Annotated in this window: 15 protein-coding genes; 3 read left to right on the top strand and 12 right to left on the bottom strand. The window is 71.9% G+C overall.

What is annotated here, in order from left to right; translation table 11 throughout:
* Window positions 1-63 precede the first annotated feature (63 nt).
* Complete coding sequence (locus RIN80_RS10725) at window positions 64-255, top strand: DUF397 domain-containing protein (RefSeq protein ID WP_114253634.1); 192 nt, start codon at window positions 64-66, stop codon at window positions 253-255.
* A gap of 154 nt (window positions 256-409) precedes the next feature.
* Here the strand turns inward: RIN80_RS10725 and RIN80_RS10720 are convergent, their stop codons facing one another.
* Window positions 410-919 (bottom strand): glutathione peroxidase, encoded by a 510-nt coding sequence (locus RIN80_RS10720; RefSeq protein WP_309095310.1) that lies wholly within the window; start codon window positions 917-919, stop codon window positions 410-412.
* Window positions 920-928: 9 nt separating this feature from the next.
* Complete coding sequence (locus RIN80_RS10715; protein ID WP_309095309.1) at window positions 929-1912, bottom strand: winged helix-turn-helix domain-containing protein; 984 nt, start codon at window positions 1910-1912, stop codon at window positions 929-931.
* Between the two features lie 69 nt (window positions 1913-1981).
* Here RIN80_RS10715 and RIN80_RS10710 point away from each other — a divergent pair, with 69 nt between their 5' ends.
* On the top strand, window positions 1982-3214 hold the full coding sequence (locus tag RIN80_RS10710; protein WP_309095308.1) for an MFS transporter: 1233 nt from the start codon (window positions 1982-1984) through the stop codon (window positions 3212-3214).
* Here the strand turns inward: RIN80_RS10710 and RIN80_RS10705 are convergent.
* The 3 genes from RIN80_RS10705 to RIN80_RS10695 all read right to left on the bottom strand — a co-directional run bounded on the left by RIN80_RS10705 (window position 3177) and on the right by RIN80_RS10695 (window position 5376).
* Entirely contained in the window at window positions 3177-3866 is a 690-nt protein-coding gene (locus RIN80_RS10705; protein ID WP_309095307.1) for a nucleotidyl transferase AbiEii/AbiGii toxin family protein, read from the bottom strand. The genes RIN80_RS10710 and RIN80_RS10705 overlap by 38 nt on opposite strands.
* Before the next feature lie 140 nt (window positions 3867-4006).
* Window positions 4007-4717, bottom strand: coding sequence for a polysaccharide deacetylase family protein (locus RIN80_RS10700; protein WP_309095306.1), 711 nt, complete (start codon window positions 4715-4717; stop codon window positions 4007-4009).
* Window positions 4714-5376, bottom strand: a complete 663-nt coding sequence (locus tag RIN80_RS10695) for a glycoside hydrolase family 11 protein (RefSeq protein ID WP_375141660.1) — start codon at window positions 5374-5376, stop codon at window positions 4714-4716. Before RIN80_RS10695 ends, RIN80_RS10700 begins: the two co-directional genes overlap by 4 nt.
* 332 nt (window positions 5377-5708) lie before the next feature.
* Here RIN80_RS10695 and RIN80_RS10690 point away from each other — a divergent pair, with 332 nt between their 5' ends.
* Window positions 5709-7865 (top strand): SpoIIE family protein phosphatase, encoded by a 2157-nt coding sequence (locus RIN80_RS10690; RefSeq protein ID WP_309095305.1) that lies wholly within the window; start codon window positions 5709-5711, stop codon window positions 7863-7865.
* A 24-nt stretch (window positions 7866-7889) separates the two neighbouring features.
* Here RIN80_RS10690 and RIN80_RS10685 read toward each other — a convergent pair whose 3' ends face one another.
* From RIN80_RS10685 to RIN80_RS10655, 7 genes are all read right to left on the bottom strand, one after another.
* Window positions 7890-9074 (bottom strand): type III polyketide synthase, encoded by a 1185-nt coding sequence (locus tag RIN80_RS10685; RefSeq protein WP_309095304.1) that lies wholly within the window; start codon window positions 9072-9074, stop codon window positions 7890-7892.
* A 511-nt stretch (window positions 9075-9585) separates the two neighbouring features.
* Window positions 9586-9936: a MerR family transcriptional regulator gene (locus RIN80_RS10680; protein WP_309095303.1), complete on the bottom strand. Its 351-nt coding sequence runs from the start codon at window positions 9934-9936 to the stop codon at window positions 9586-9588.
* A 533-nt stretch (window positions 9937-10469) separates the two neighbouring features.
* Window positions 10470-10799 carry an SCO5918 family protein gene (locus RIN80_RS10675; RefSeq protein ID WP_309095302.1) on the bottom strand — a complete coding sequence of 110 codons (330 nt, stop codon included), beginning with the start codon at window positions 10797-10799 and terminating at the stop codon, window positions 10470-10472.
* Between the two features lie 37 nt (window positions 10800-10836).
* Window positions 10837-11085, bottom strand: a complete 249-nt coding sequence (locus tag RIN80_RS10670) for a CBS domain-containing protein (RefSeq protein WP_309095301.1) — start codon at window positions 11083-11085, stop codon at window positions 10837-10839.
* Between the two features lie 77 nt (window positions 11086-11162).
* Entirely contained in the window at window positions 11163-12704 is a 1542-nt protein-coding gene (locus RIN80_RS10665) for a DEAD/DEAH box helicase (protein ID WP_309095300.1), read from the bottom strand.
* Between the two features lie 227 nt (window positions 12705-12931).
* Complete coding sequence (locus RIN80_RS10660; protein ID WP_028799214.1) at window positions 12932-13135, bottom strand: cold-shock protein; 204 nt, start codon at window positions 13133-13135, stop codon at window positions 12932-12934.
* A 676-nt stretch (window positions 13136-13811) separates the two neighbouring features.
* On the bottom strand, window positions 13812-14416 hold a 605-nt coding region (locus tag RIN80_RS10655), incomplete at its 5' end, for a hypothetical protein (protein ID WP_309095299.1).

Raw genomic sequence — 14416 nt, 5'->3', positions numbered from 1 at the left:
TAGCGTCGATCACGCCAACCACCAGCACGGGTTGGCGTAAACGCAACTGGCTACGGAGCGAACATGGCAATTCGTCTGGGCGCCACGGAAACGTGGACGACGTCCTCCTACACCAACAACAACGGCGCCTGTGTGATGGTCAGGTCGACCGTCGAAGAGGCCCTGGAGCTCGGGGACACCAAGGTCCCCGAGGGTCCCAAGCTGGCGTTTCCCGCCGACGCGTGGAACGCCTTCGTGGCCTCGGTCAAGGCCTGACCGCGAGCTCGACAACAGCACAAGCACCACCGACAGAGCCCTCTCGACCAGTATCGCCGTCCTAGCCGAGAGGGCTCCGCTTGTGCCCGTGGGTCCCCGGGGGCAGCCGACAACGCGACGTCAGCCACCGGGTCCATCCCGGACGCGGCGGGCCTCAGGCCAGCTGGGCCTCTATCGCCGCCACGACCTCGGCCGACTCCGGCTCGGTCTGCGGCGAGAAGCGGGCGACGACCCGGCCGTCGCGGCCGATCAGGAACTTCTCGAAGTTCCAGCGGATGTCCCCGCTGTGCCCCTCGGCGTCCGCGAACCCGGTCAGACGGTCGTAGAGCGGGTGCCGGTTCTCCCCGTTGACCTCGACCTTCTCCGTCATCGGGAAGGTCACGCCGTACGTCGCCGAGCAGAACTCGGCGATCTCCTCGGCGCTGCCCGGCTCCTGGCCCAGGAACTGGTTGCAGGGCACCCCGAGGACGGTGAAGCCGCGCCCGGCGTAGCGCTCCTGGAGCTTCTCCAGGCCGGCGTACTGCGGGGTCAGGCCGCACTTGGAGGCGACGTTCACCACGAGCACCGCCGTGCCCGCGTACTGGGACAGGTCGGCGGGGCCGCCCTGCAGGGAGCCGATCTCGACGTCGAGGGGGGAGGAACCGGTGTTGTCAGTAGTCGTCATGGGCGGATGCTAGCTCCGGTGGGTCCCGGGCCGGTCCTGGGCCTCCACCAGGACCTGCCCCGCCGCCGTCCGCGAGTACAGCACCGACCTGCCCGCCCGGCGCCGCTGCACCAGCCCGGCGTCCAGCAGCACCCGCAGATGCCGCCCGACCGAGCCGAGCCCCTGGCCGGTCACGGCCACCAGCTGGCTGGTGCTCAGCGGGGAACCGAGCCGCACCAGCACCCCGGCGCGGGCCGGACCGAGCAGCGCGGCCAGGCTCGCGGGCACGGGCCTGCCGCCCGGGTCGGCGAGGGCGCCGGCGCACGGATAGACCAGCGCGTACCGGTCCGTCCCCTCCCACGACACCCAGCCGATCCGCTGCGTGGTGATCGGCACGAACACCAGCTCCGCGCCGGAGATCTCCCGCGGCGGATACTCGTGCGCGTTGACCTGCAGCCGGTTCTCGCCGAGCCACCGTGTCCCCGGCCGCAGCGTGTCCAGCGCGCTCGCCCAGCCGCCCCGGCTGACCTGCGCCGTCCGCGCCACCACATCGGCTTCCAGGACGAGCCGTCGCCGGGCCCAGTACGGCCGCACGGCCGTGGCCCACACGTACGTCAGCAGGTCGGCGGCGCGCTCCGGCAGGTCGTCCCGCTCCAGCGGGGCGGGGACCGGGCCGCGCAGGGAGACGGTGAGGTCGGCGCGGGCCCGCTCCGGGCAGGCCGCCCGCACCCGCGCGACCGCCTGCTCGAAGGTCTCCCCGTCGCGCGGGGTGGGGGAGAGGAAGTCGGCCGTCCACTGCGCCCCGATCCCGGCCCGGACGAGCAGCGCGGTCACCGGGTCCCGCGCCAGCCGCCGCCGGTAGTCCGGCACATGCGCGTCGAGCCACCGGCGCTCGCCGGGATGCGCGGCCTCGGCCGTCTGCAGCAGCCGCAGACTCCCGAAGGCCTCCGCGAACGGCGAGATCACGAACCGGCTCCCCGCGAGGGTGTCGGCGTTGATCTGCCACCAGCCCACCTCAGACCCTCCTTTCGCGTGTGCGCGAAACATTAAGCCCGGTCCTGGGCCCGGACCGAGACTCCGCGCATGCGCAGCTACCGCGATCTGTTCCGCACACCCGAGTTCACCCCCTTCTTCCTGGCCGCTTCGGCGCAGACGGTCGCCCAGACCATGGGCGGACTGGCCCTGGGCACACTGGTCTACCGGCAGACCGGGTCGCCGCTGCTGTCCGCGGTGAGCATGTTCGGCTCCTCCCTCGTGCAGGTGCTCGGCGCCACGTTCCTGCTCTCGGCGGCCGACCGGCTGCCCCCGCGCGCCGCCCTGACGGCCCTGCCCCTGCTCTTCGCGGCGGCCACCGCCGCCCTGGCCCTGCCCGGCCTGCCGGTCTGGTCGCTCTTCGCGCTCGTCCTGGCCAAGGGGCTGGTGGAGTCGGTGGGCGGGGGAGTGCGCTGGGGCCTGCTGAACGAGATCCTCGGCAAGGACGGCTACCTGCTGGGCCGCTCGGTCTTCAACATGATGAGCGGCCTCATGCAGATCGCCGGCTACGCGACCGGCGGCGCCCTTCTGGCCCTGCTCTCCCCCCGGCTGTCGCTCCTGGCGGCGGCCGCCCTGTACGTCCTCGCGGCCGTGGTGGTCCGGCTGGGCCTGACCCGCCGCCCGCCCCGCACCACGGGCCGCCCCTCGGTGACGGCGACCTGGCGCGCCAACGCCCTGCTGTGGTCGTCCGCGCCGCGCCGCCAGGTCTATCTGGCCCTCTGGATCCCGAACGGGCTGATAGTCGGCTGCGAATCCCTCTACGTCTCCTACGCGCCCGGCTCCGCCGGCACCCTGTTCGCCTGCGCCGCGCTCGGCATGCTGGCCGGGGACGTACTGGTCGGCCGCCTGGTCCCACCCCGGCTGCGCCCCCGCCTCGGCTTCCCCCTGCTGCTGCTCCTGGCCCTGCCCTACGTGCCGTTCCTCCTGCACCCGCCGCTGCCGCTCGCCGCGGTCGCCGTCGCCGTGGCCTCGGCCGGCTTCGGCGCGAGCCTGGTACAGCAGGAGCGGCTGGTCGCCCTGACCCCGGACGAGCTGACGGGACACGCCCTCGGCCTGCACTCGGCGGGAATGCTCACCATGCAGGGCGTGGCGGCGGCCCTGGCCGGATCGGTCGCCCAACTAACCTCCCCCGCCCGGGCGATGACGGTGCTGGCGGTGGTGTCGGCGGGAGTGACCCTGGCGCTGATGGCGGCCGAGGGGCGGCAGCGGCGGCGGACGTCACCGCCGGCGGGCAGCGGACGGCCGTTCAGCCGTCCGTCTCCTCCGGGGCCTCGCCCTCGATGAGCCGCTCCGCGATGTCGTCGGCCCACTCCTGCGCCCAGCGGCGGAGCCCGGCCACGTCCCCGGCGTCCAGGCCCTGGGCGGTGAACGCCCTGTCGTCGAGCCAGTCCGTGCCGGTCAACCGGGCCTGGAGATCGGTCAGATCGAAGGTGTCCGGGGCGTGGCGGCGGCCCAGTTCCTCCAGTTCGGGGTGGCTCCAGCGGGCCGAGACGGCGTGCACGTCGACCAGGTCGCGGGCCAGTCCCCGGTCGGCCAGGTCCCGCACCCGGGTGCCGGCGAGGTCGTCCAGGGAGAGGGCCGGCCCGAGCTCCGTCGGCACGGGCGGCCGCCACAGCACCTCCTTGCGGAGACCGACCTGGCACTCCTCGCCGGTCGCCGCGTCCGTGACGAGGAACTGGGCGGACAGCGGCTCGGTCTCCAGCGTCTGCACGAGCCAGCCGCGCGCGACCAGCCCGGTGCGGACCGCGTCGGCGATGGCGTCCATCCCGGCGGGGTGCTCGGTGGCGAGGTCCACGTCCCGTCCTTCCCGGCCCACCAGCCCGTGCGCCAGCACCGCGGACCCGCCGGCCAGGACGAGCGCGTAGGCCTCACCCACCGAGACCAGATCGCCGAGGAGCCGGCTGATCGGCTGGGACGCTGCGGGCGGGGCGGACATGTCCCGATTATCGCCGGGAGGCGGCAAAGGGCCGGGGCGATCGACCCGGACGGGTGAGCGCCGGCGGCCTGACGAGGAGGGCGCGACGGCCCGGGGGCCGTCGCGCCTGGGGGTGGTGCTTCTTCGTGGTCGGTGCCCGATCAGCCGGGTGCCACGGCACGGCCCGTCTGCGGGGAGATCATGCCCGCGCACAGGTTTCTGGACGCCAGATCCCGGGCGATGCGGGGGATCGCGGCCAGGGTGTTGGCGGACCAGTCGTGCATCAGGATGACCTGCCCGTTCGCGAGGCGGGCCGCGGACTGGACGATCGCGTCGGTGCTCGCGCCGTTCCAGTCCTGCGAGTCGACGTGCCAGATGATCTCGGTCAGGCCGTGGCGGGCCGCGACCGACTTCACGGTCGCGTTGGTCTCGCCGTACGGCGGGCGGAACAGCTTCGGTGTGCCGCCTCCCGCGTTGGCGATCGCCTGCTGGGTCCGGGAGATCTCGGAGTCGATCTGCGCCTGGTTCAGCTGGGTCAGGTGCGGGTGGGTGTAGCTGTGGTTGCCCACCCACATCCCGGCCGCCACCTGCGCCCGGACCAGGGACGGGTTGGCGGCGGCGTACTGCCCCTGGTTGAACATCGTGGCCCGCAGCCCGTTCTGGCGGAGCGCGTCGAGGAGCCTCGTCGTGTTCCCGGACGGGCCGTCGTCGAAGGTGAGTCCGACGTAGCCGTTGCAGGCGGCCGGCCGCGGGGGAGCGGCGGTCGCGGTGGCGGTGAGGGCGGCGGCCGTGGCAGCCATGGCCGCCGCGAGGACGGTCACCCTCCTGAGCAGGGCGCGCGGTGCGGGGCGCGAGTCCGTCCGCCGGGTCATCGGACGGTGATGTTGGAGCTGCCGCTGCTCTGGTAACCCTCGGTCGCCATGATCATGTAGTACTTGAAGTTGCCGAGGGGCATGCCGGCGCGGGCCCAGGCGTCGAAGTGGTTGCCGGCGGTGATGGTGCCGCCCGTCCGCTTCGACTGCCGCACGCTCCAGTACTGGTCGAAGGTGCGCGTGCCCTCGACGGACGGGGCGTTGTACCGCGTGGTCTTGTAGATGTCGTACGTGCCGCCGTCGCTGGTGACGGTGCCCTTGTACTGGCCCGTGGGCCGGTACGTGCCCCAGTTGTCGACGATGTAGTACTCGACGAGCGGGTTGGCCGTCCAGCCGTAGAGCGTCAGGTAGGCGTTGCCGGACGGGTTGAAGCTGCCCGAGTACGTCACCGTGCGGCGGGCGCCGGTGCTCCAGCCCTTGCCCGCGACGAAGTTCCCGGTGTTCCGCCAGGAGGTGCTGTAGCTGCCTCCGTTGGACAGGGTCATGGAGACCGTGCCCGGGGCGTCGGTCCAGAACGAGTAGTAGTAGCCGTTGTTGGTGCCGGTCTGGTTGGTCGTGACCACCGTGTCCGCGTGGGCGGTACTGGCTGCGAAGGTCACCATCAGCAGGCCGCAGACACCGCTGATGAGCAGCCGTAAGCGATTCGAGAGCGTGTTCATGGGGGGCGCTTCCTCCTTCGCCTCATCGGTCATCCGGAGTGTTGGCCGGACCCTGACAACTGTCAACAGTTTCGGTGGAAGTTTCGAAATATTCGTCGGCGGTCATCTCGCCATTCCATCCTGTCTGTGCTGCTCAGGTGGTTCCTTGAGCAGGTCTTCTGTCCCTGTCGGCGTCGGAGCCGTGAAGATTCGCCCGGAGTGATCCCTTCCGCTACTCGAATGTTTCGAGTTGCTTCCGGATCACGTGTGAGCGGTTGTCGCGGGCCCGTGGGGCACCCGCTGATGTGGGCGAAGTGCCCTTACCTGTTATTGAATGAGGTGTGCGGTCAGGAATGTCGGGATCCTCGTCCTCGTCGCCGTTCGACATGATCAGCAGCGCCCTGGGGAAGTACATCCCGCGCGGCGGAGCGGCAACGTCCGCCGGTTCTGCCGCCCCGCAGGGCGGCGACCCGCCCGCCCGCTCCCTCGTGTCCGCCGACCCCGCCCCGGCCCGTCAGGAACAGATCCTCGGGGCGGTCAACCTGGACCGCGACCTGAGGATCACCCACTGCAACCTGGGCGCCCCCGTCTTCGCCGGGGTGGAGGCCGCGACCGGCAGCCCGTTCGTCGATCTGCTGCCCCCGGGGGACGTGCCGACGGTCACCCGTCGCCTGCGGCAGGTCCTGGAGACCGGTGAACCGCACGTCGCCCGGGTCCAGCGCCTGCGGCGCGCCGACGGGTCGGAGCTGGTGGTCTCCATGAGCATCCTGGCCGCCGCGGCGCCCCAGGAGGGCCTGACCGTCTCCCTGATCGCCATGGCCAAAAGGCTGCACCTGTACGCCGCCGAGACCGCGATCGGCACCTCGCTGGACATCGGCGAGACCGCGCAGTCCCTCGCGGAGTCGCTGCTGGCCTGGGGAGACGTCGCCGCCGTCGACCTCGACTTCGCCGTGTGGACCGGCGAGGCGGTCGCCAGGCAGCCGCAGGGACGCATCCGGCTGCGAAGGGCGGCCCTGGTCCCGGACCGGGCGTGGCCCGACGGCTACGTCACCCCGGGCGACGACCTCCCCGGCGACGCCAGCCGCCTGCTGTCCCACGCGATACGGCGGGACGACGCGGCCCAGGCGATCGTCATACCCGACCGGGACGCCATCGAGCGGGTCCTCGGCGGCCCGCGGCTGGTACGCGCCCTGGTCCCCGGCGACCAGGCCGCCGCCGTGGCGTTCGTCCCGCTGGTCCTGGACAGCACACCGCCCGCCGTCCTGGGCGTGGCCGAGGTCTGGCGACGGGCGGGCCGGCCCTTCCACGACGGAGAGTTGCTCGACCTGCAGGAACTGGTGGCCAGGACCTCCCACCACGTCGACCTGGCCCGCCAGCACCAGCGCGAACACACGCAGGTACTGGCCCTGCAACGCCGCCTGCTGCCCCGCACCGGCGGCGACACCATCGAGACCGCCAGCGTCTACCAGCCCGCCACCCCCGACAGCGCGGGCGTCGGCGGCGACTGGGTGAACAGCTTCCCGCTGCCGGACGGCCGTACCGCCCTCGTCGTCGGCGACGTCGTCGGACACGGTCTGGGGGCCGCGGCGACCATGGGGCAGCTGAGCATGGAGGCCCGTGCCCTCCTGTCCGCCGGGCTGGCACCCGACGAGGTGCTGGAGCACCTGGACGAGACCGTGTCCCTGCTGGACGACGCGGACTCCGGCCTGGCGGCCGGTTACAGCGCCCTCGGCTCGACCTGCTGTGTGGCCGTGTACGACCCGGTCAGCCGGCACGTGGCGCTGTCCAGCGCCGGCCACCTCCCTCCGATCCTGGCGCCCCCGGGCGGGCCCGCCGCCCCGCTGCCGATCCGGCCCCACCCCGGCCTCGGTGCCGAGTTCGCGCTGCGGGAGCCGTTCGACGTGCACGCCTTCGCCGCGCCCCCGGGCTCCCTGCTCGCCCTCTACACCGACGGCCTGGTGGAGGACCCCGCCCTGTCGATCGACGAGGGCATCGCCAGGCTGGCGGACGCCGTGTCCGCGGTGGACCCCTGGGACGACCTGCCCCAGGCCGCCCGGCACGTCGTCTCCACCCTGGCGCCCGCGCGCCGGCGCGACGACGTGACCCTGCTGCTCGCCCGCATGCTCGGCTACCGCAAGGGGGACACCGCGACCTGGCGGCTGCCCGCCCGCGACGACGCGGCCGCCCGGGCCCGCGCCCTGGTCTCCACGCTGCTGGCGCGGTGGCGCACCCGGCCCGACACCCGGGACCGGGTGGTGCTCGTGGTCGACGAGCTGGTCGCCAACGCGGTCCGCTTCGCCGGCGGCCCCATCACGGTACGGCTGATCAGGACCGGGCACGGGCTGCTGTGCGAGGTGGGCGACACCGGCAACGGCAGACCGCGACTGGGCCGCAACGAACCGTTCGACGACGCGGGCCGCGGCCTGCACGTCGTCCACCGGCTCACCACCCGCTGGGGCGTGCGGTGGACGGACACCGGGAAGGTGGTCTGGGCGGCGGTCGCGAGGTGACGACGGGCACCGCCGCACCGGCGGTTACAGCCACTCGCCTTCCAGCGCGGTGGCCGTAAGGCCCGGGGCCGCCGCGTAGAGCACGGCACGGCTGCCCGGTTCCTGACCGGCGTCGTGGGCCCTGCGCATGATGTCGAAGACGGCGGCGCCCCCGCGGTTTCCGCTGGTGTAGCTGTCCCGGCTGTGGTCCAGCAGCCCCGACGGCCACCCGTCGGGCATCGTCTGCTCCATGTACTCCAGCACCCGCGTACCGCCCGGGTGCGCGAGCAGGACGTCGGGGTGCCAGGAGCCGGGGTCGTCCTCGTAGCGGGCGCGCAGCCACTCCCACATCGCGGTGACCGTCTCCTGCACGGCACGCGGCCCGCGCCGGTCCATCACGAAGTGCGTGCCGTCCGCCCGCGTCTCCAGCCGGTGCAGGTCCTGCGTGCCGGGCAGGGTGTGGCTCCAGGCGGCGTCCAGCCGCAGCACGGACTCGGGCCGCGGGCGGCCCGTGACGACCGCGGCGACGGCGGTGTCCGCGAACAGCAACCGGACGATCAGGGACTCCAGGGTGTCGTCCGCGGGCTGGTAGGTCGTGCTCAACGCCTCCGCGATCACGACCAGGACCACCCGGTCCGGGTCGGCGGCCACGAGGTCCGCCGCCAGCGCGAGGGAACGGGTCCCGGCGATGCAGGCCCACTGCGTGGCCGGCAGCAGCAGGACGTCGCTGCGCAGCGGAAGCCTGTTGGCCAGGGCGATGTCCAGCCCCGGCAGGGCCGGCGTGGTGGAGTTGCTCGTGATCAGGCAGTCCACGTCCGCGGCGTCCAGCCCGGCGATCTGCAGGGCCCCGCGCGCCGCGCGCTCCCCGTAGGACTGCACCGCGGCCCAGGCCGGAGCGGTGCGCTCCTGGACGGTCTGCGGGGCGGGTATCGCCTCCAGCGCGGCGATGACGCGGTCCACGTCCTGCTCGCCGAACCCGTCACGGGCCAGGGCCTGCCGGGCGGGGCCGGTGCCGGCCGGCCACAGGCCGCTGCCGTCCCCGGGCGCGACGGCGGTCTCCAGCGGGAGCATCCAGCCGCGGGACTCGATGCCCGTGCCGGCCGCGATGCCGTCGATCCGGGGCGCCCAGGCCGCGTGCGGGTGCCGGGCCCGAACCTCCTCCACGATCTGGCTGGTCTTCACGATGTGCTCGCCGTGGATCACGGCAGGGGGACACAGGTAAGCGGCCATGGTCGGCACCTTTCTGAAGGGAGCTGAGAGGGAGCTGGAGCAGAGCAGGGGTGAGCTGCGGAGGAACTGAAGAGAACCGGAGGGAACCGGAGGACAGCCTCATGAAGGCTGTGGCGTGGGTCACTTCACCCTGGCGCGTACCAAGTCGGCGTCCCCGTACTCCACTTCCGGGCCCGGCGTCGTACGAACCGAGCATGGACGCCAAAGGGACATTTGCGCAGTGAGCTGGGCAACTTGGGCGGCACTTCGATGCGTGAGGCGGCACACACCGACGGCGCGGGCGCCAGGATCGTTGCCGCGCCCCTGAAGGGAAGTCAGAACTGCGCTCTGGTGTGCGAGGGCTCAACAGCCCCTTCAGATAGGGGAGTTGCCGTGAAACAGCGCCCTGGTCGACCGGACAGGGCTTTGCCGCGGAGGTGTGATTCGGGACACCCGGCGCGGAGGAGGCATGAGCCGCGCGTGCGGGTGGTCCCCGAGGGGCGACGCCCCCGGATCCCGCTCGCCCGGCTGATCAGCCCTGACCGGGATCCGACCCCTCGGACGCCTGGTGCGCGGCGCGGCGGTACTCCGCGTTGATCCGCTGGGCCTCCTCCAGCTGGTCCTCGAGGATGATGATGCGGCAGGCGGCCTCGATCGGGGTGCCCCGGTCCACCAGCTCGCGGGCGCGCGCGGCGATCCGCAGCTGGTAGCGGGAGTACCGGCGGTGCCCGCCTTCCGAGCGCAGCGGAGTGATCAGACGAGCTTCCCCGATGGCCCTGAGGAAGGCCGGCGTGGTGCCGAGCATCTCGGCGGCGCGACCCATCGTGTACGCGGGGTAGTCGTCGTCGTCCAGACGATCGCTGAGCGGAGTATCTGCTGCCATGTCACCTCGTTGTCGCAACGCGTCGAGGGGCCCTGGTGCCGTACGGCACCAGGGCCCCGAAGGAAATGAAACACCATCTGTCGGCCCTCATGCTGCGCCGACCTTCTGTTTCCGCTACCCGGCCCGGCTGAGGGAGGGGTGCGGGGATCGCGACTGCCTGACCGGGAACCACCGTCCATTCCGGGGTCTTGCGGTACCCGGACCGAGGGCTGGACCCGGCCGGGCGATCCTGATGGCGTCTTGCTCCCTTCCTTCGACCTACGGGGGAACTACCCGCCAGTTCGTGTCTGCCGGGTCTCACTTGACCGTGTCAACGAGACAAAGGTTAGCCGGACCGGGAAGCAATGTCTACAGCGGCAAGAGCAGATTTTCTTCTGCGCCAGACCGTGGATCGTGGATCGCCGAGGCCCGCGTCGCGCGAGAGCGGGCGACCGGAGAGGGCGTACGAGGGCGGCGACACGACGACGAGGGCCCTGCCGACGCGCGTCGGCAGGGCCCTCATCGGGTCTGTGGTGGCGGTTTCCCGCCGGGTCTCACCCCTGTGTGGGGGCCTCCGCGGAGGCGGCGGCACCCGAAAGCAGTGCCGAAGCCGCCTGGAGCGGAGTGAGGACGGGCGCCGGCGTGCTCCCGGGCTGCTCGTGACAGGTGAAGCCCAGACGGGTCAGGGCCCGGACGACTTCGCCGCTGGTGAAGTCCCGACGGTCCTGCCGGGTGATGGCCTGGCCCACCTGCTTGACCGGGTAGCGGCGGCGGCCGATGGTCACGGACTCGCCCGTGACGAGCTCGGGGGCGACACCCTTCATCGAGTCCAGCACACCGCTCTTGGTCAGGTCGAACGGATACCGGGCGATGACACAACGCATGATGCCTCACAGAGGAGAAGGGGACGGCCTGACCGGTCTAGGCGAGGGGCCCGCCGAGGACGTCCCGCAGGCGGATCCGGTCCGTATAGGCGGGGCTGCCGCTGAGCACGGCGAGCCGGGCCAGGGTGACCAGGCCCGTGCTCTGGTCGTCCCCGTCGCAGAGGACGAGGTGGTCGACACGGGCCCCGGCCATCAGGGACAGCGCCACTTCGACGGTCATGTCGTCACGGACGCGGGGCCCAAAGGCGCCCGGCTCGTCCCGCACGGCCGTCACGCGGGTACCCACCGCATGGTGCGTGGTCTGAGTCGGTGTCACATGTGCCTCCGGCTGGGGAAGGGATCGGATCGCGGTCGCAGCGGTCCTCAAGCGGCCGAGCCGAAGCCGGGCCGCCGCTGCGACCTGCGACGCGCCGCCGCTTCACCGGCGACCCCGCCCTGGCCGGCGTGGCCCGGACGCGCCCGGCCGCCCCGACGGCTCCGGGACGGCGAAGACGCCCCGCCGGGCCGCTCCGCACGCGGCGTGGTGATGACGACCGGGACACCGGAAGGCGCCTGGGCGCCGGTGATGCGGTTCAGCTCCGCCTCACCCGACCGCACCTGGGCGACCTGGGGAGTGATGCCCGCCGAGGCCATCAGCCGGGTCATGCCGCGCCGCTGGTCAGGGGTCACCAGCGTGACGACGCTGCCGGACTCGCCGGCGCGGGCCGTACGGCCGCCGCGGTGCAGGTAGTCCTTGTGGTCGGTGGGCGGATCCACGTTGACGACCAGGTCGAGATTGTCCACGTGGATCCCGCGCGCCGCGACGTTGGTCGCCACCAGTACGGTCACGTGCCCGCTCTTGAACTGGGCCAGGGTCCGCGTGCGCTGCGGCTGGGACTTGCCGCCGTGCAGGCCCGCGGCCCGGACCCCGCTGCTCAGCAGGTGCTCGGTCAGCCGGTCCACCGCGTGCTTGGTGTCCAGGAACATGATCACTCGGCCGTCCCGCGCCGCGATCTCGGTGGTGGTGCGGTGCTTGTCCGCGCCGTGCACGTGCAGGACGTGGTGCTCCATCGTGGTGACCGCGCCCGCCGACGGGTCGACCGAGTGGACCACCGGGTCCGACAGGTAACGGCGGACCAGCAGGTCGACGTTGCGGTCCAGGGTGGCCGAGAAGAGCATCCGCTGGCCGTCGTTACGCACCTGGTCCAGCAGGGCGGTCACCTGCGGCATGAACCCCATGTCGGCCATCTGGTCGGCCTCGTCGAGAACGGTGATGGCGACATCGCCCAGCCGGCAGTCGCCCCGGTCGATGAGGTCCTTGAGCCGCCCGGGCGTCGCGACGACCACCTCGGCGCCGGCGCGCAGCGCACCGGCCTGCCTGCCGATGGACATCCCGCCGACGACGGTGGCCAGCCGCAGGCGCACGGAGCGGGCGTACGGCGTCAGCGCGTCGGTGACCTGCTGTGCCAGCTCGCGGGTGGGGACCAGGACGAGGGCGAGCGGCTGCCGCGGCTCGGCACGCCGTCCCGCGGTACGGGCCAGCAGGGCGAGGCCGAACGCGAGGGTCTTGCCCGAGCCGGTGCGGCCACGGCCGAGCACGTCGCGGCCGGCCAGGGAGTTCGGCAGGGTCGCCGCCTGGATCGGGAACGGAACCGTCACGCCTTCGTGCCCGAGCGTGGCCAGCAGCCCGTCGGGCATGCCCAGTTCGCCGAACGACTCGACGGCGGGCAGTGCGGGCGTGATCGTCTTCGGCAGCGCGAACTCGCCCTGCAGGCTCCGCCCGCCCTGGCGATTCCCATAACCCTGGGAACCCTGGGAACGGCGCGGACCGCCGGAGCGGCCGCCATCGCCGCCGCCTCCGAATCGGTCGTAACCACGGGACGTGCGGGATGTGTGGGAGTTCTGAGACGTACGGGCGCGCTTCATGCGGGATGAGACCTTCCTTGTGGGGCACGTGGCAAGGAATTCCCGCAGCAGAGGAGCGGCGCAGAGAATCTCGAGACGAGCCGGATGTGATGAGGGGGCGAGCCGGGCCGACGAGGATGCGTCACCGTCGAAGACCCGAAGGCATGTTTGCCCCGAAAAGCAGCGAGCCGGGGCCCGCACCCCATCAGGTGCGGGCCCCAGCTGCGAAGTATGCGTCAACCGCGCTATCAGGCGGGGACGATGTTCTCGGCCGTCGGGCCCTTCTGGCCCTGCGCGATGTCGAAGGACACCTTCTGGCCTTCCAGCAGCTCGCGGAAGCCCTGGGTGGCGATGTTCGAGTAGTGGGCGAAGACGTCGGCGCCGCCGCCGTCCTGCTCGATGAAGCCGAAGCCCTTTTCCGCGTTGAACCACTTAACGGTGCCAGTAGCCATGTTATTTCTCCTTCGGAGGCGGTGTCAGGAAAACGCCCTGTGCGAATTCCGTGTCGCCGTGATGATTACCCCGTAGGAAATGAACCTTCTGGCAACCACACCTGCAACTGAGAAAGACACTAGCACGGCACGATCGGCCCTGCGCGATCATCGAATTGCCCCCGATTCGCGCTGCGAGGAATAATCACCACGCCCCGTCCCAATACCTGTAGCCGCGACGGTAGATATCGCGCTCCGGGGAAGTGTCCTTCCTGCCCCGCACCAGGTCCCGCAGCGCTGTGACCTGCCCTGACGAGGATCTGCCGCGGCCGTCGCGCCCAGGACCCGGCACGCCGGCGAACGCCTCGGAACCCGGCTGCCGAGAGGAGGGTCACATTCCCGACGCAGGCGTGCCGCCCGCTGACCAGCAGCCGCGTCGACGCGGATCCGGCCGCTCACGCGGGGAAGGGGACAGACGGGGATCGAGTGGAGGGGCGAACTCTGCATCCCCTCCACTCGATCCCGGCAACACGAAAACGGGCCGAGGTCGCGACGCGAGCGTCCACGCCCGCTGGAGGGTGGCCGGAAGCAGGCATGCGCAGCCTGTTGGTCCACGCCGTCGAACGTGACGGGCAGGCCGGCCGCGACGGCGTCCCGGCCGTGCGGTAGCCGGAGGAGGCTGATCCGTTGAGAGAAATCAACCGCCGTTCGTTCGGGGGCGAGGATCGGCCGATCGGATGCAGTCGTTGAGGGCGGCAAAGGACACTGGTAGACCGGCCGCCGCGCGAACGGTGCTCAGGCTGACGCTGTCCGCGTCCAGGGCAGCGACTGCTGGGCGGGGGAGCACGTAGAACTCCCACTGGGCCGTGTCGAGTGGGTTGTAGACAGCGTGTTCACGGGCGGTCTGGACGGCGAACACGTAGACGTCGGCGTTGTAAGACTTCGCCTCCGAGTAACCGCCCTCGGACGACCATGTGCAAGCGCGGAGTCCACCAAAGCGGATCTGAGAGGGCGTGCGCTGCTCCCAGGCTTGCAGGTAGGCACCGGCCTTGACCTCGATGCGCAGTCCGTCGTCGGTCTCGACATCGTGGCTTGCCCACTCCACCCGGGGCTTCCGGGAGCCGACCGCCTGGTGGACGAGGAACTCGGCGAACAGACCACGTGTGTTGTTCATACGGAGGTCCGGCATGGCGAACCGCCAGAAGTCGACCACGGTCGCGTCCGGGACGCCGACGATCGGCTCGTCGCCGCGGAGCGGAGGTATGGGGCGCGGGCTCAAAGGTCGACGGGCAGGTTGCTTCA

The sequence above is a fragment of the Streptomyces sp. genome (assembly GCF_031181705.1).
In the GTDB taxonomy this organism is placed as follows: domain Bacteria; phylum Actinomycetota; class Actinomycetes; order Streptomycetales; family Streptomycetaceae; genus Streptomyces.
The sequence above is the reverse complement of the archived record's forward strand: the minus strand, read 5'-3'. Positions and strand labels throughout refer to the sequence as shown.